Origin of the sequence: Nocardia sp. BMG111209 (genome assembly GCF_000381925.1) — a bacterium.
GTDB lineage: Bacteria > Actinomycetota > Actinomycetes > Mycobacteriales > Mycobacteriaceae > Nocardia.
Genome location: NZ_KB907309.1, coordinates 563,012 through 577,721 on the forward strand (window position 1 = coordinate 563,012; position 14,710 = coordinate 577,721).

The window sequence follows — 14,710 nt, forward strand, 5'->3', positions numbered from 1 at the left end:
TACCCGCGGATCGAACATTTTCAGAATGACCGGACACGGTTCGCCGCCCCGAACAGTCGGAGTCCGGCTACTTTTCAGACATCTCTTCCCGTCGGAGATTGTTGATTTCCGTCAGCAATCAACGCGCACCGATCACGGGGTGGGATGGGCCGCCAGCGCGCGGAAGACCGCCTCGGTGCGGGAACCGGGTGCGGCGCAATAGAAGATCATCCGCTGATCGGTGTCGGCGATGTGCATGACCTGACATTCGAACTCCAGCGGCCCCAGCTCGGGGTGCACCACCCGCTTGTGGTGCGCTCGCCGCACGGCCACGTCGTGGGCGGCCCACAGCTCGGCGAATTGTGGTGCGGTGCCGAGTAATTCGGTGACCATCGCGACCAGGCCGGGATTGCCCGGATAGCGGGCGTAGGCGGCGCGCAGGTCGGCGACCGTGGCACGGGCGAAGGCCAGGGCCGCCTCGTCCGGCCATACGCCACCGGCGGCGGCCGCCTGGAACATCCAGCGCACCATGTTGCGTTCCGCCCCGGGCAGGCTGTCGAGATCTCCGATGAAATGCACCGCCAGGGCATTCCAGGCCAGGATGTCGTAGGTGGCGTCCACGACATAGGCGGGAGTGGCGGTCAGATTGTCCATCATCGTCCGGATCGATTGCGGGACGGTGCGATTCGGCCCCGCGATCAGCGGCGGCTGCTCCCCCGCGATGCGGTACAGGTACTCCCGTTCGTCGGCGGTGAGCAGCAGGGCGCGGGCGAGCGCGGCCAGCACCTGCCGGGACGGGTTGGCGCCGCGCGCCTGCTCCAGCCGGATGTAGTAGTCGACCGACAGCCCGGCCAGCTGGGCCACCTCCTGGCGGCGCAGACCCGGTGTGCGCCTGGAATTCCCGAGGTCGGGCAGGCCGACGTCGGCGGGACGCAGCCGGCCACGGCGGGTGCGCAGGAAGGCCGCGAGTTCGGCGCGATCACTCATCCGCATTCCCTTCGCCCGGTCGGTGTCCGTTCCAGTGTCGGCGATCGGGAGCGGCCCTGGGTGGTACAGCTTGGTCCTCCCACGCGCCGGGTGCGGCGCGAACAGTGGGGGCATGACCGAAACAGCTCTGATCACCGGTGCCAACAAGGGCATCGGCTACGAAATCGCCCGGCAGTTGGCCGAATACGGCTTCACCGTGCTGGTCGGCGCCCGCGATGCCGGGCGCGGCGAGGCCGCGGCCGCGAAACTGCGGGCGGGCGGCGCGGACGCCCGGTTCGTCCCGCTGGACGTGACCGACGCGGATTCCGTCGCCGCGGCCGCGGCGACGGTAGAGACCGGCTTCGGCGCACTCGACGTGCTGGTCAACAACGCGGCCGTCACCGGCGCGTTCGAGGGCGACGGCAAGCCCTCCACGACCACCCTGGCTACGTTGCGACAGGTCTTCGAGACCAATGTCTTCGGCGTCGTCGCCGTCACCAACGCGATGCTGCCGCTGCTGCGGCGCGCACCGGCGGCCCGCATCGTCAACGTGTCCAGCGAGGTCGGCTCGATCACGATGACCACCGATCCCGCCGGCCCGCTGTGGCCGATGGCGGCCATCCCCTATCCGACCTCGAAGACCGCGCTCAACATGATCACCGCGCAGTACGCGAAGGAGTTGTGGGACACCCCGATTCGGGTGAACGCGGTCAACCCGGGCTACACCGCCACGGATCTCAACGGCCACAGCGGTTTCCGCACCGCCGCGCAGGGTGCGGAGCCGATCGTGGCGGCGCTCACCCGGCCCGCGGGCGGCCCCAGCGGGCAGTTCACCGGATACCTGTGGGGCGCCTCCGACGGTACGGAGTACGGCACCCTGCCCTGGTAGCCGGTTCAGGCCCCGTAGACGGCCTCGGGCGGCGCGGTTTTCGCGATCAGATCCCGGACCGCGGCGCCGAGTTCGGCGGGCTCCCAGCGCGCGCCGCGGTCCACCGGAATGCCGTGCCGCCAGCCGTCGGCGAGGGCCACCTTGCCGCCCTCGACCTCGAACATGCGGCCGGTGACACCGGCCGAATCGGTGCTGCCCAGCCAGACCACCAGCGGTGCGATGTTCTCCGGCGCCATCGCGTCGAAGCCCTCCTCCGGCCGGGCCATCGTCTCGGCGAACACCGCCTCGGTCATGCGGGTGCGCGCGCTGGGCGCGATGGCGTTCACGGTGATCCCGTAGCGCCCGAATTCCGCTGCGGCCGTGATGGTCAGCGCGGCGATACCCGCCTTGGCGGTGGCGTAGTTGCCCTGGCCGACGGCGCCCTGCAGGCCCGCGCCGGAGCTGGTGTTGACGATGCGGGCGGCGACGGGGCGGCCCGCCTTGGACTCACCGCGCCAGTACTCGGCGGCGTGCCGCATGGTGGCGAAATGCCCCTTGAGGTGGACGCGGATCACCGAATCCCATTCGTCCTCACCGAGATTGACCAGCATGCGGTCGCGGACGATGCCCGCGTTGTTGACCAGCACGTCGAGGCCGCCGAACGTGGACACGGCCTGCGCGATCAGCCGCTTCGCCCCGGCCCAGTCGGCGACGTCGTCACCGTTCACGACGGCCCGGCCGCCGAGCGCCTCGATCTCCGCGACCACCTGTGCCGCAGGCGAATCGGCGCTCGGCGCGCCGTCCAGTTCGGCGCCCAGATCGTTGACGACGACATTCGCGCCCGCGGCGGCGAAGGCCAGCGCGTGCGCGCGGCCGATGCCGCGGCCCGCGCCGGTCACGATGACGGTGCGCCCGGCGCACAGGGGGGTGTTCTCGGTCATGTCGGCTGTTCTCGTTTCCCTCGTGCCCGCTGCGTATTCGGGCGCTGTCGGATGTCGTTGCGCGAAACGGTGTTCCGGCTCAGTGCCCGGCCGTCTCCACGTTGCCCGCGGTGGCGGCGTCCAGGAAGGCCGGACGCTCGCCGCCGCCGTGCGCCAGCAGCGTGCCGCCGGTGACGTAGCCGGCCAGCGGTGAGGCCAGGAACGCCGCGCAACGGCCGATGTCCTCGGGGGTGGCCAGCCGGCGCAGCGGCACGGTGTCGGCGACGGCGGCGATACCCGCCTCGTCGCCGTAGTGCAGATGGCTGTTCTCGGTGCGCACCATGCCGACGATCACCGAATTCAGCCGCACCTTCGGCGCCCATTCGACGGCCAGCGAGGTGACCAGGCTGTCCAGTCCGGCCTTGGCGGCACCGTAGGCGGCGCTGGCCGGGGACGGGCGGTGCCCGGACACGCTGGAGATCATCACGATCGAACCGCCCGCGGGCTGCTGCTGCATGACCGTATTGGCGGCGCGCGAAACCCACAGCGGCGCCATCAGATTCAGCTGCACGATCTTGTCGTGATAGTTCGGGCTCGCGGTGGCCGTGGGCGCGAAGGGCGCTCCGCCGGCGTTGTTGACCACGTGGTCGAGGCGGCCGTACCGCGCCACGATCGCCTCGACCAGTTCCTGCACGGCGGCGGCGTCACGCACATCGCACGGCAGGAACTCCGCCGTACCGCCGGCGCCGGTGATCGGCGCCTGCGGAGGGCGGCGTGCGCAGGTCACGACGGTCGCCCCGGCCTCCAGGAAGACCCGGCTGATGCCCGCCCCCACGCCCCGCACCCCACCGGTGACCAGGGCGACGGATCCGGAGAGATCCAATTCGATTGCCACCGTGCTAACCTACCAAGCACTTGCTTGTTTGGCCAACGAATGGACATGCGATGGGGATCAACCGTCACACCGAGACCTCGGGGATCGAGGTCGTCACGATCGACTTCCCGCCGGTCAACGCGTTCCCGGCCGCGGGCTGGTTCGCCCTCGCCGACGCCGTTCGCGAGGCCGGTCGCGATCCCGAGACCAAGGTCGTGGTGCTGCGTGCGGAGGGCCGCGGCTTCAACGCCGGGGTGGACATCAAGGAGATCCAGCGCAATCCCGGGCATCAGACCCTGATCGACCACAACACCGGCTGCTACGCGGCCTTCGGCGCGGTGTACGACTGCGAGGTCCCCGTCGTGGCGGCGGTGCAGGGCTTCTGCCTCGGCGGCGGGATCGGCCTGGTCGGCAACGCGGATGTGATCGTGGCCGCCGACGACGCCACCTTCGGGCTCCCGGAGGTCGAGCGCGGCGCCCTCGGCGCGGCCACCCACCTGTCCCGGCTGGTACCGCAGCACCTCATGCGGACGCTGTTCTTCACCGCGGGCACCGTCACCGCCGCCCAGCTGCACCACTTCGGCTCGGTGTACAAGGTGGTGCCGCGGGCCGAATTGGACGCCGCGGCAATGGAAGTGGCGAAGGACATCGCCGCCAAGGACGGCCGGGTGATCCGGGCCGCCAAACGCGCACTCAACGGTATCGACCCGCAGGACGTGCACCGGAGTTACCGATACGAGCAGGGTTTCACCTTCGAACTGAATCTGGCCGGGGTGGCCGACGAGATCCGCGCCCGGTTCGATGCCGACCTGGCGGCCCGGAAGGCGGGGAACTGATATGCGGGACAAGCGAATCTCGTTGGAAGAGGCCGTCTCCGGCCTGCGCAGCGGTATGACCATCGGTATCGGCGGCTGGGGTTCGCGACGCAAGCCGCTGGCCTTCGTCCGCGCGATCCTGCGCTCCGACGTCACCGATCTCACCGTGGTCACCTACGGCGGCGCCGATCTCGGCCTGCTGTGCTCGGCCGGGAAGGTGCGCAAGGCGTATTACGGCTTCGTATCCCTGGATTCGGCGCCCTTCTACGATCCGTGGTTCGCCGCGGCCCGCACCGGCGGCGAGATCGTGGCCCGGGAGATGGACGAGGGCATGGTGAAATGCGGTCTGCAGGCCGCCGCCGCGCGGTTGCCGTTCCTGCCGATCCGGGCCGGCCTCGGCTCCGATGTCGTGAACTTCTGGGACGGCGAACTGCGGACCGTGCAGTCCCCCTATCCGGACGCCGAGGGCCGCACCGAAACCCTGATCGCCATGCCCGCTCTACCTCTCGACGCCGCCTTCGTCCACCTGGACCTCGGCGACAAGCACGGCAACGCGGCCTACACCGGCGTCGACCCGTACATGGACGACCTGTTCTGCCTGGCGGCCGAGCGCCGCTATCTGTCGGTGGACCGGGTGGTGGAGACCGAGGAACTGGTGAAAGCCGTTCCGCAGCAAGCGATCATCCTCAATCGGATGATGGTCGACGCGGTGGTCGAGGCGCCCGGCGGCGCGCACTTCACCTTCTCCGGCAGCTACGGCCGCGACGAGCGGTTCCAGCGCCACTACGTGGCCGCCGCCGCGACCGCGGAGTCGTGGGCCGAGTTCAAGTCCCGGTACCTGGACGTCTCCGAGGCCGAATACCAGTCGGCCGTCCGCACTTTCGCCGAGGAGCAGCAGTGAACGACACCACCACCGGCACCCGCGCCGAGGTGTGCGCGATCGCCTGCGCCGAGATCTTCCGCGGCGCCGGCGAGATCATGGCCAGCCCGATGTCGCCGACGCCGATCATCGGCGCCCGGCTGGCCCGGCTCACCTTCGAACCGGATCTGCTGATCTCCGACGGCGAGGCGCTGTTGCTGGCCGAGACCCCCGCGCTGGGCGCCAAGGCCCCGATCGAGGGCTGGATCCCGTTCGGCAAGGTCTTCGACGTGGTGGCCTCCGGCCGCCGTCATGTCGTCATGGGCGCCAACCAGATCGACCGGCACGGTAATCAGAACCTCTCGGCCTTCGGCCCGTTGCAACAGCCGAAGCGCCAGATGTTCGGCGTGCGTGGCGCTCCCGGCAATACGATCAACCACCCGACCAGCTACTTCGTGCCCCGCCACACCACCCGGGTGTTCACCGACCGGGTCGACATCGTCTCCGGAATCGGTTACGACAAGGTCGATCCCGCGAATCCGGCGTTCCGGTTCCACCACCTGCACCGGGTGGTCAGCAATCTGGGCGTGTTCGATTTCGGCGGCCCGGACCACACGTTGCGCGCGCTGTCGCTGCATCCCGGCGTCACCGCCGAGGAGGTCGCCGCCAACACCTCCTTCGAGGTCGCGGGCCTGGATACCGCCGAGCCGACCCGGTGGCCCACCGAGGAGGAACTGCGGCTGATCCGGAACGTGCTGGATCCCAAGGGACTTCGCGACAAGGAGGTCTCGGCGTGACGGCGCGGCTGCGGACCCCGCTGACCGATCTGATCGGCATCGAACACCCCGTCGTGCAGACCGGGATGGGCTGGGTCGCGGGTCCCCGGCTGGTGGCCGCCACGGCGGCCGCCGGCGGTCTGGGCATCCTCGCCTCGGCCACGATGACCTTCGCCGAACTCGAAGCGGCGATCGCGAAGACCAAGGCGCACACCGGCAAACCGTTCGGCGTCAACATCCGCGCCGACGCCGCCGACGCCACCGAGCGCATCGAACTGCTGATCCGCGAACAGGTGAAGGTGGCCTCCTTCGCCCTGGCCCCGAAGCAGGAACTGATCGCGCGGCTGAAAGATGCCGGTGTGGTGGTGATTCCGTCGATCGGCGCCGCCAAGCACGCGGTGAAGGTGGCCTCCTGGGGCGCCGACGCCGTGATCGTGCAGGGCGGCGAGGGCGGCGGCCACACCGGCCCGGTCGCCACCACCCTGCTGCTGCCCTCGGTCCTGGACGCGGTCGACATCCCGGTGGTCGCCGCCGGTGGCTTCTTCGACGGCCGCGGCCTGGCCGCGGCCCTGTCCTACGGCGCCGCGGGCGTCGCGATGGGCACCCGCTTCCTGCTCACCCGCGAGAGCACCGTCCCCGACGCGATCAAACAGGAATACCTGAGCCGCGGCCTCGGGGACACCGTCGTCTCCCTGAAGGTGGACGGCATGCCCCACCGCGTCCTGAACACGGAACTGGTGGACCGCCTGGAACATTCGGGCAGCTGGCGCGGCCTGACCGCCGCCGTCGCCAACGCCGCCCGCTTCAAGAGCATGACCGGCATGACCTGGTCCGCCCTGATCCGCGACGGCCTCGCCATGCGAAAGACCAAGGACCTCACCTGGTCCCAGGTGATCATGGCCGCCAACACCCCCATGCTGCTGAAAGCCGGTCTGGTGGAAGGCAATACGGAGGCCGGCGTGCTGGCCGCCGGTCAGGTCACCGGCATCATCGACGACCTGCCCACCGTCGCCGAACTCATCGACCACATCGTCACCGACGCCGTGGCCCGCATCGACGCCCTCGCCGCCCTGCGCACCACCCAGCCCACGGCCTGAACCCCGCGGACAGCGCCGCCGCGATCCTCATAACAGACCACTTTTTCGACGCACCACACAACACGCTCAAAATTCGTCTATCCATTTGATAGAAAAGATCCGGGGCAGTAGACATGCGGCATGGACGCCAGGGGAGTAAATCGGAGAATCGAGCAGCTTGGTGGCGTGTCCGTCCGGCAGGTAGGATCACATAGACGGTACCGAATCGTCTATGAGCTAGACACTGGACAGTCGGCGACCGCGCACACAACCGTGCCCCAGCATTCCGGCGATATGCCGATCGGAACGCTGCGGGCGATCGAGCGCGACCTCGCGCCCGCGTTCGGATCAGGATGGTTGAGAGGAGAGCGCCCGTGAACGACGTCGACCGAACCTATCTGGTCGTGGTGACCCGCGAGGGAAAGAACTGGCTGGCCGACGTTCCCGAACTGTCCGGCGCGCACACCTTCTCGCGAAGCCTGTCCGGCCTGGAGCAATCGGTGCGCGAGGTGATCGTCCTCACCGCGGACCTGCCGGAGGAAAACCTGCCGGAGTTGCGGCTGGACTGGGCCTTCGACACCGGCGACCGCCTGATCGACGCCACCGCGCTCACGGTGCGCAAAATTCGCGCTCGCGCCGACACTCTCGCCGCCGAGGCCGCGCAACGAACCGCCGACGCCGTGCGATTGCTGACCGAACACGGTATGGGCGTGCGCGATACCGCGATGATCCTCGGCATCAGTCCGCAGCGGGTCTCGCAGATCACCGGGCACCGGGGCTGACCACCACGCTCAGCGCCGGTCCAGGTGGTGGTTGAGGAGTAGGGCGAGTTGGGTTCGGGCGTCGTCGAAGGGGCGGGTGGACTTGAGGGCCCGGCTCTGGACGATGGCGCCCTCGATGACCGACAGCAGCAGGCCCGCGATGGCGCAGGCGGGGGCCTGCTCGATGCCGGCGGCCATCAGGCCGTCGGCGAGGCGGGCGGTCCATTCGGCGAAGGCGTGGCCCGCGACGGATTGGACGTCGGGGTCGAGTTCGTCGAGGGCGGCGGCCATCATGAACGAACCCTCGCGATAATCGCTGACCTCGAGCGGAACCCGCCAGAAGCCGAAGAGTTGGTCGAGCCATTGTTCGGGGCCGGCGGCGGTCTGCAGGGCGTCGGCGGTGGCGCTCACGTGGGAGTAGACCACGCGCGCCACGATGCGGGCCGCGGCCTCGACCAACTGGGACTTACCGGCCGGGAAGTGCTGATACAGCGAATTGCGAGAGGCGTTGCTGCGCTTGAGCAATTCGGTGAGCCCGGCAGCGTGCACACCGTGCTCCTGCACCGTGGCGATGGTGTTCGTGAGCAGTCGGGCTCGCGGGCCGGCCGTCGCCACGTCGCGCTCCTCTCCCTGGAATGAACCGATCTGTTGATTGAACCGATCGTTCCATGTTAAATCTAGCAGGTGTGAACCGATTGGTTCACATGAGAGAGGACCGTCATGCCCGCGCATATCGCCACCGCCACCCCCGTCGCCCACGCCGCCCTACTCGGCCTCGGGGTGTACCGCCCCCGCCGGATCGTGCCCAACGCCGAGATCATCGAACGGATCGACTCCTCGGACGAGTGGATTCGCAGCCGCTCCGGAATCGCTTCTCGCCGTTGGGCGGACGACGGCGAGACGATCGTCTCGATGAGTGCCGAGGCGGCCCGCGGCGCGCTCGCCGCCGCGAATCTCGGGGCGGAGGCGGTCGACGCGGTCATCCTGGCCACGTCCTCGCAGATGGTGCTGGGTCCGTCGGCGGGTGCGGTGGTGGCCGACACGCTCGGGATGCACGACACCGCGGCCTTCGACGTCTCCGCGGGCTGCGCCGGATTCTGCTACGCGCTCGCGAACGCGGCGAATCTGGTGCGCGCCGGGCAGGCACGCAACGTGCTGGTCATCGGCGTGGAGCGGCTGTCGGATCTGCTCGACACCAGCGACCGCACCTGTGCGTTCATCTTCGCCGACGGTGCGGGCGCGGCGATCGTCGGCCGCGCCGAGCAGGAGGGCATCGGCCCGGTGGCCTGGGGCTCGGACGGCAGCCAGACCGCGGCGATCAAGCAGGACAAGGACTTCCAGCAGTATTTCGCCGAGGTCGCGGCGGCGGAGGCGAGCGCCGGCACCACGGTGCGGCCGTACATCCGGATGAACGGCACCGCCGTATTCCGTTGGGCGGTGACCTTTCTGGAGAAGGCATGCCGCGACGCCCTGGACCTGGCCGGCGTCACCGTCGACCAGCTGGACGCATTCGTACCGCACCAGGCCAACATTCGCATCACCGAGGCGCTGATCAAGGCGTTGCACGTACCCGACAGCGTCGTCGTCGCCCGCGACATCGCCGAAACCGGTAACACCAGCGCCGCTTCGATCCCGATGGCGATGGAGGAACTGCTCCGCACCGGCGCCGCACGACCGGGCGACACCGCGCTGCTGCTGGGATTCGGCGCGGGCCTGGCCTACGCGGGTCAGGTGGTGACGCTGCCCGCGATCGCGAAATAGGTTGCGGCGCTCAGAATTTGGGCGGAAGCGGCCGGAATATGTCCTTCACCGCCTCGTAGGCGGCACGAACGTGGTCCGGAACGGCTACCTCGACCATATCGCCGTTGCGGGCGTACTCCTCGTAGCGCGGGATCTCGCCGGTGATGTTGGCGGCGATCTTGTCCGGATTCGACACCGTCTCGAATTCCGTGCGGAAGCCGTACTTCAGGTAGTTCTCCAGTGACACGTCGGCGACGCCCATGCTGACGTGTTCCACCTCGGGCCGCTTCATCAGCGTGGCCCACACCCGGCGCGCGTGGAAGGGGTTCGTCACCGCGATCAGCGACGAGGTGTCGCGTCCGCCCGCTCGCAGCACCTCGACCCCGTAGATCGCATTCTCCACGGTGTTGCGGGCCAACGGTTCCTCGTAGCATCGGGTGGCGGCCAAGCCCAGCCGCTCGGCTGCCACCCGGAACGCCTCGGCCTCACCCTGATATCCCGAGAACACCACGGGCACGCCCGCCAAACCGTGGTCGAAGACCATATTCGCGACCACACCGGCCCCGCCGATGTCGGGGCTGCCGAATACGACTGTGCCACCGTAGTGTCGGCCGGCCTCGATCTCCCACGCCGGATCCCGGCGCACGTAATCGTAGATCGTGCCCAGATGGGTGAGTGCCCGGTCGGTGTCGACGCCCCGCGCGCGCAGGCCGTTCAGCCATTCGTCGTAGGCGGCCTCCCTCCGGCCGCCCAGCACCCGATCGTCGGCGATGAGGGCGCGGCCGGAGGAGTCGAGCGGTATCGCGGTACGGGTCTCACCCTCGATGAGCTTCCCGACGGCGGTGCGGGCCGTGCCCGTCAGTTCGCGACTGTCCCGATTGACCGCGGACATGCCTTGCTCCAGTGCGCGTGCCACTCGATCGGTGACCACGTGCACTATCTCCGCCGGCTCGCCTGCACCGTTCATCTTCCATTTCAATCGTCGCGCGAAACTCGGCCGAAAACAGGCGATACCAGGCTGTTTTCGGCCGGATGGTTCATTGAACCACGAGCGCGGTCCCGCTCGGGCGGGATGCCCGAGCGGGGTGAGCCGATCGGAATCAGTTACGGCGCATCCGCAGCAATACCCCCGATGCCAGCGCGGCGATCAGCGACAGTACACAGATCCCGCCGAAGGCGAGGTGATAGCCGGAGATCGCCGCGTGGCCGGAATCCGCTGCGCGGGAGAGGATCACGGCCACGAGCGCGACGCCGATCGCGCCGCCGATGCGTTGCAGGATGTTCACGAAGGCGGCCGCGTCGGGCATCTGATCGTGCCGCACCGCGGCGTAGGCGGTGCTGACCAGAGGCATGCTCGAGAAGGCCGTGCCGACTCCGCACACGAACAACAACATCTGCACCAGAGTCGCATTCGCGGCGGCGGGCAGGAATGCCAGCGGCGCGACGGTGGCGGCCACCACGACGGTGCCGCAGACGGCGACGATGCCGCCGCCGACACGGTCGGTGAGCCGGCCGCCGAGCGGCAGCGCGACGATCCCGCCGACGCCGTAGCTCAGCAGCAACAGGCCGGTGCGGATCAGGCTCTCGTGATGCAGGATCTGGAAGTACAAGGGCAGCAACACCATCAGGCCGAACATCGCGGCACCGGCGAAGAAGCTCGCGCCGTTGGCGGCGGCGAAGACCGGGTCCCGGAACATGCGTACGTCGAGCAGCGGCACGTCGCGCCGCTGCGAACGGAATACGAAGCCGGCCAGCGCGAACAGTCCGGCCACGATCGGCAGCCATACCGACACCACCGGATTCGCCCCGCGCACACCGAGTTCGCCGAGGCCGTACACCACGGCCGACGCACCGCCGCCCGCGAGCGCCAGGCTCACGAGATCGACCGCGCCGCTGCGGGTTCCGGACTGCCGCGGCAGCACCCGCAGGCCGAGCGCACAGGCGACCACACCGAACGGGAGGTTGATCAGGAACAACCACTGCCAGCTCAGATGGGCGAGCATCAGCCCGCCCACGGTGGGACCGAACGCGGGCGCGCTCACCACCGCGATGCCGACCACCGCCATGACCCGGCCCAGGTAACGCGGCCCGGCGGCCTGACCCAGAATGGTCTGCCCGGCCGGTACCACGACGCCGGCGGCCAGCCCCTGCAGCACGCGCAGGGCGATCAGCCAGCCGATACCGGGAGCCAGCGCGCACAGGCCGGATGCGACCGTGAACGCGACGATCGCGCACACCCAGACCCGGGCGGGCCCGAATCGGCGGGCGAGCCAGCCGCACAGCGGCAGCGAGACGGCCAGCGCGAGCAGATATCCGCTGGCCACCCATTGCACGGTCGCCAGGCTCGCATGCAGGTCGGCGCCGATGGTGTGCAGGCCGATATTCACCAGCGAAGTGTCGAGCATGCTCATCAGCGCCCCGAACACGACGACGCCCGCGATGCGCCAGACGTGCGGGGGAATCGAATCGGAGGGGGAAACCGCGGTGGCCGAGCGCGTCTGCGTCATCGGGCACCCCTTTCGAATTATTGTTGGTAGACTCAATTGCGGAGGTTATCAACAATCTCGGGTCTCGGCAACAGCTCTACAATCGGCACATGCCCGACGCACCCGATGTCCACCTGGAAGGACTGCTGCGCTTCCCCTCGTACGCCTTCGGGAAGTTGCATCGCGCGGTGCACGTGGAGGTCGGCTCGCCGCTGCGGGAACACTGGGTGCTGGTCTACCTGGAGGATCGCGCGAACCGGATCTCCCAGCAGGAGATCGCCGACGCGCTCGCCATCGATCGCAGCGAGGTCGTCCGCCTGGTCGACGGCCTGGAACGCGCGGGCCTGGTGGTCCGGCAGCGCGACACCTCCGACCGCCGCAAGCACTGCCTGTCGGTCACCGACGCGGGCCGCGCCGCCCGGCGCAAGGTCGACGCCGAGATCGAGGCCGCGCACGACAGACTGCTCGCCCGCCTCGACCCCGCGGAACGCGCCACGCTGCACCGGTTGTCGTTGCGCGCGCTGGGCTACGACGAGAACTACCGGCCGCTACCGCCGGTCGGCGAATGATCACTGCCGCCCGGCGGTACCCGAGTCTCAGCGCAGGGTGATGTGGATCCGGTTGTCGTGGTACACCGCACCGCCGCCGAAGTCCGAATCCCGTTCGGCGACGGTCGCATTCACCGTGGGGCCACGGGAGAACTTCATCCAGCGGCCCTTGGTGGTCGCCGCGACCCCGGGCCGGACCCGGTCGGAGACCAGCGCCACGGCCTCGAAGGCGCCGCGCTCGTTGTAGACCAGAATCTTTGCGCCGTCGTCGATTCCGCGCTCGGCGGCATCGGCGGGATGGATCGTCACCTGGGGCTCGCCGGCCCGCCGCCGTAGTTCCGGATTGGTGCCGAAACTGGAGTTCACGAAATAGTGGGAGGCGGCCGAGATCAGCACCAGGCCGTCGCCGGTGTCGGCGGGCGGGATGTACGACGGCAGCGCGTCGTGGCCGGCGGCCGCCGCGCGGGCGGACACGAATTGCAATTTGCCGGCCGGCACCGGCTGTGGTTCGACGCGCAGGAAACCCTCGCGGCGCAACCGATCCAGATCGTGGCCCTTCAGCAACTGCCGCGCCAGATCCTCGTCGGAATCGTAGAGCGACGGTTCGGTGAGGCCCATGCGGTGGGCGAGGCGGCGGAACGTCTCGGTGGTGGACAGACATTCACCGGGCGGGTCGACGGCCGGTTCGTTCCAGGCCAGGTACATGTTGCCGTAGGCCGCCACCACGTCCAGATGTTCGGGCTGCATGGTGGCGGGCAGCACGATATCGGCGTAGTCGGCGGTGTCGGTCTGGAAATGCTCCAGCACCACCGTGAACAGGTCCTCGCGGGACAGTCCCCGGATCACCGCGGACTGGTCCGGATTGGAGACGACCGGATTGGCGGCGATCACGAACAGCGCGCGCACCGGCGGATCCTTCGCCTCCAGCAGGCCCTCGGACATCCTGGTCATCGACAGCGTGCGCACCGGATGCGGCAGCAGATCGAAACGCGCCAGCCCGGATTCGTTCAGCCGGTAGTGACCGCTGGTCGAATAGTGCAGTCCACCACCGGGAATCGCCCAGTCGCCGGTCACACCGGGCAGACAGGCCAAGGTACGCAACGCCATTCCGCCGCCGGCGTGCCGCTGCATACCCTGGGAGGCGCGGATCGCGGTGGGGCGGGTGCGGGCGATCCGCTCGCCCAGCGCGATGATCCGCTCCGCGGGCAGGCCGGTGATCTCGGCGACCCGCTCGGGCGGATACTCCGCCAGGCGCTCCCGGAACTGCGGCCAGCCCTCGGTGTGCTCGGCCAGGAACTCCCGATCCTCCGCACCGAGCGAGACGATCACGTGCATCAGGCCCAGCGCCAGCGCGGCGTCGGTACCCGGCAGCGGCGCGAGATGTTCGTCGCAGCGTTCGGCGGTGCGGCTGCGCACCGGGTCGATCGCGACCAGGTAGGCGCCGCTGTCCTGGATGAATTTCCACACGTGATGACCCGTGGTGAGCGGGTTGGTGCCCCACAGGATGATCAGCTTCGATTTCGGGAAGTCCTCCGGATCCATCCCGCCGGAGGTGCCGAGGGTGTACTTCAGCCCCAGCGAGCCGGAGATCGAGCAGATCGTCGGATTGTGCAGCGTCGCGCCGAGCACGTTGAAGAACCGGCGGCCCGAAAGTCCTTCCAGGCCTTGCAGATAACCGAGATTACCGGTGCCGTGGAACGGCCAGATCGCCTCGCCGCCGTCCTCGTCGATGATGTCGGTCAGCCGGTCGGCGATCTCGTCGAGGGCCTCGTCCCAGCTGATGCGCTCGAATCTGCCCTCGCCCTTGCGGCCGACCCGCCGCATCGGATAACGGATCCGATCCGGCGAGTCGACCTGCTCGAGATACCGGTTCACCTTGACGCACAGCGCGCCGCGGGTGACCGGATGATGTTTGTTGCCCCGCAGTCCGACCGCCCGCCCGTCGTCGGCGACGGTCACCACCCAGGAACAGGCATCGGGGCAGTCGAGCGGACATGCACCCAGAACCTCCATCCACTGATGGTAAACGCGGCTCCGGTGCG

General features: G+C 69.1%; 16 protein-coding genes. 9 read left to right on the plus strand and 7 right to left on the minus strand.

From position 1 onward, the window contains the following. Window positions 1-132 precede the first annotated feature (132 nt). Entirely contained in the window at window positions 133-966 is an 834-nt protein-coding gene (locus G361_RS0133725; protein ID WP_036496339.1) for a helix-turn-helix transcriptional regulator, read from the minus strand. Between the two features lie 112 nt (window positions 967-1,078). Between G361_RS0133725 and G361_RS0133730 the strand changes: the two genes are divergently transcribed. Beyond that, window positions 1,079-1,834 carry an SDR family NAD(P)-dependent oxidoreductase gene (locus G361_RS0133730; protein ID WP_019931555.1) on the plus strand — a complete coding sequence of 252 codons (756 nt, stop codon included), beginning with the start codon at window positions 1,079-1,081 and terminating at the stop codon, window positions 1,832-1,834. 5 nt (window positions 1,835-1,839) lie between these two features. Here the strand turns inward: G361_RS0133730 and G361_RS0133735 are convergent, their stop codons facing one another. Next, window positions 1,840-2,754, minus strand: a complete 915-nt coding sequence (locus G361_RS0133735) for an SDR family oxidoreductase (protein WP_019931556.1) — start codon at window positions 2,752-2,754, stop codon at window positions 1,840-1,842. Between the two features lie 79 nt (window positions 2,755-2,833). Next, a complete protein-coding gene (locus tag G361_RS0133740) occupies window positions 2,834-3,622 on the minus strand; it encodes an SDR family oxidoreductase (RefSeq protein WP_026343825.1) in 789 nt (262 codons plus the stop codon). A gap of 56 nt (window positions 3,623-3,678) precedes the next feature. Between G361_RS0133740 and G361_RS0133745 the strand changes: the two genes are divergently transcribed. The 6 genes from G361_RS0133745 (at window position 3,679) to G361_RS0133765 (ending at window position 7,915) form a co-directional block, all read left to right on the plus strand. Next, the gene (locus G361_RS0133745; protein WP_019931558.1) at window positions 3,679-4,443 is read left to right on the plus strand and encodes an enoyl-CoA hydratase family protein; all 765 of its coding nucleotides are present in this window, start codon (window positions 3,679-3,681) and stop codon (window positions 4,441-4,443) included. Window position 4,444: 1 nt separating this feature from the next. Further along, window positions 4,445-5,323 (plus strand): CoA transferase subunit A, encoded by an 879-nt coding sequence (locus G361_RS0133750; protein ID WP_019931559.1) that lies wholly within the window; start codon window positions 4,445-4,447, stop codon window positions 5,321-5,323. Then, window positions 5,320-6,078, plus strand: coding sequence for a CoA-transferase subunit beta (locus G361_RS0133755; protein ID WP_019931560.1), 759 nt, complete (start codon window positions 5,320-5,322; stop codon window positions 6,076-6,078). Before G361_RS0133750 ends, G361_RS0133755 begins: the two co-directional genes overlap by 4 nt. Next, complete coding sequence (locus tag G361_RS0133760; protein ID WP_019931561.1) at window positions 6,075-7,154, plus strand: nitronate monooxygenase family protein; 1,080 nt, start codon at window positions 6,075-6,077, stop codon at window positions 7,152-7,154. Before G361_RS0133755 ends, G361_RS0133760 begins: the two co-directional genes overlap by 4 nt. Window positions 7,155-7,274: 120 nt before the next feature. Next, the gene (locus tag G361_RS48795) at window positions 7,275-7,511 is read left to right on the plus strand and encodes a type II toxin-antitoxin system HicA family toxin (RefSeq protein ID WP_019931562.1); all 237 of its coding nucleotides are present in this window, start codon (window positions 7,275-7,277) and stop codon (window positions 7,509-7,511) included. Then, complete coding sequence (locus G361_RS0133765; protein ID WP_019931563.1) at window positions 7,508-7,915, plus strand: type II toxin-antitoxin system HicB family antitoxin; 408 nt, start codon at window positions 7,508-7,510, stop codon at window positions 7,913-7,915. Before G361_RS48795 ends, G361_RS0133765 begins: the two co-directional genes overlap by 4 nt. 9 nt (window positions 7,916-7,924) lie before the next feature. On the opposite strand, the gene G361_RS0133770 is transcribed toward G361_RS0133765, so the two are convergent. Then, the gene (locus G361_RS0133770; protein ID WP_019931564.1) at window positions 7,925-8,509 is read right to left on the minus strand and encodes a TetR/AcrR family transcriptional regulator; all 585 of its coding nucleotides are present in this window, start codon (window positions 8,507-8,509) and stop codon (window positions 7,925-7,927) included. Window positions 8,510-8,614: 105 nt separating this feature from the next. Here G361_RS0133770 and G361_RS0133775 point away from each other — a divergent pair, with 105 nt between their 5' ends. Then, on the plus strand, window positions 8,615-9,655 hold the full coding sequence (locus tag G361_RS0133775) for a beta-ketoacyl-ACP synthase III (RefSeq protein ID WP_019931565.1): 1,041 nt from the start codon (window positions 8,615-8,617) through the stop codon (window positions 9,653-9,655). A 10-nt stretch (window positions 9,656-9,665) separates the two neighbouring features. Here the strand turns inward: G361_RS0133775 and G361_RS0133780 are convergent, their stop codons facing one another. Further along, window positions 9,666-10,526, minus strand: coding sequence for a YdcF family protein (locus tag G361_RS0133780; RefSeq protein WP_196814714.1), 861 nt, complete (start codon window positions 10,524-10,526; stop codon window positions 9,666-9,668). A gap of 208 nt (window positions 10,527-10,734) precedes the next feature. After that, window positions 10,735-12,141, minus strand: coding sequence for an MDR family MFS transporter (locus G361_RS0133785; protein WP_019931567.1), 1,407 nt, complete (start codon window positions 12,139-12,141; stop codon window positions 10,735-10,737). Between the two features lie 89 nt (window positions 12,142-12,230). Between G361_RS0133785 and G361_RS0133790 the strand changes: the two genes are divergently transcribed. Next, complete coding sequence (locus tag G361_RS0133790; protein ID WP_019931568.1) at window positions 12,231-12,689, plus strand: MarR family winged helix-turn-helix transcriptional regulator; 459 nt, start codon at window positions 12,231-12,233, stop codon at window positions 12,687-12,689. 27 nt (window positions 12,690-12,716) lie between these two features. Here the strand turns inward: G361_RS0133790 and G361_RS0133795 are convergent, their stop codons facing one another. Continuing rightward, window positions 12,717-14,681: a molybdopterin-dependent oxidoreductase gene (locus tag G361_RS0133795; protein ID WP_019931569.1), complete on the minus strand. Its 1,965-nt coding sequence runs from the start codon at window positions 14,679-14,681 to the stop codon at window positions 12,717-12,719. Window positions 14,682-14,710: the final 29 nt, after the last annotated feature.

Excerpts from the sequence above, each read along its gene's own strand:
- G361_RS0133785 (WP_019931567.1), bottom strand. The coding sequence starts at position 12,141 with ATGACGCAGACGCGCTCGGCCACCGCGGTTTCCCCCTCCGATTCGATT.
- G361_RS0133725 (WP_036496339.1), bottom strand. The coding sequence starts at position 966 with ATGAGTGATCGCGCCGAACTCGCGGCCTTCCTGCGCACCCGCCGTGGC.
- G361_RS0133735 (WP_019931556.1), bottom strand. The coding sequence starts at position 2,754 with ATGACCGAGAACACCCCCCTGTGCGCCGGGCGCACCGTCATCGTGACC.
- G361_RS0133745 (WP_019931558.1), top strand. The coding sequence starts at position 3,679 with ATGGGGATCAACCGTCACACCGAGACCTCGGGGATCGAGGTCGTCACG.
- G361_RS0133790 (WP_019931568.1), top strand. The coding sequence starts at position 12,231 with ATGCCCGACGCACCCGATGTCCACCTGGAAGGACTGCTGCGCTTCCCC.
- G361_RS0133795 (WP_019931569.1), bottom strand. The coding sequence starts at position 14,681 with ATGGAGGTTCTGGGTGCATGTCCGCTCGACTGCCCCGATGCCTGTTCC.
- G361_RS0133780 (WP_196814714.1), bottom strand. The coding sequence starts at position 10,526 with ATGTCCGCGGTCAATCGGGACAGTCGCGAACTGACGGGCACGGCCCGC.
- G361_RS48795 (WP_019931562.1), top strand. The coding sequence starts at position 7,275 with ATGGACGCCAGGGGAGTAAATCGGAGAATCGAGCAGCTTGGTGGCGTG.
- G361_RS0133750 (WP_019931559.1), top strand. The coding sequence starts at position 4,445 with ATGCGGGACAAGCGAATCTCGTTGGAAGAGGCCGTCTCCGGCCTGCGC.
- G361_RS0133775 (WP_019931565.1), top strand. The coding sequence starts at position 8,615 with ATGCCCGCGCATATCGCCACCGCCACCCCCGTCGCCCACGCCGCCCTA.
- G361_RS0133730 (WP_019931555.1), top strand. The coding sequence starts at position 1,079 with ATGACCGAAACAGCTCTGATCACCGGTGCCAACAAGGGCATCGGCTAC.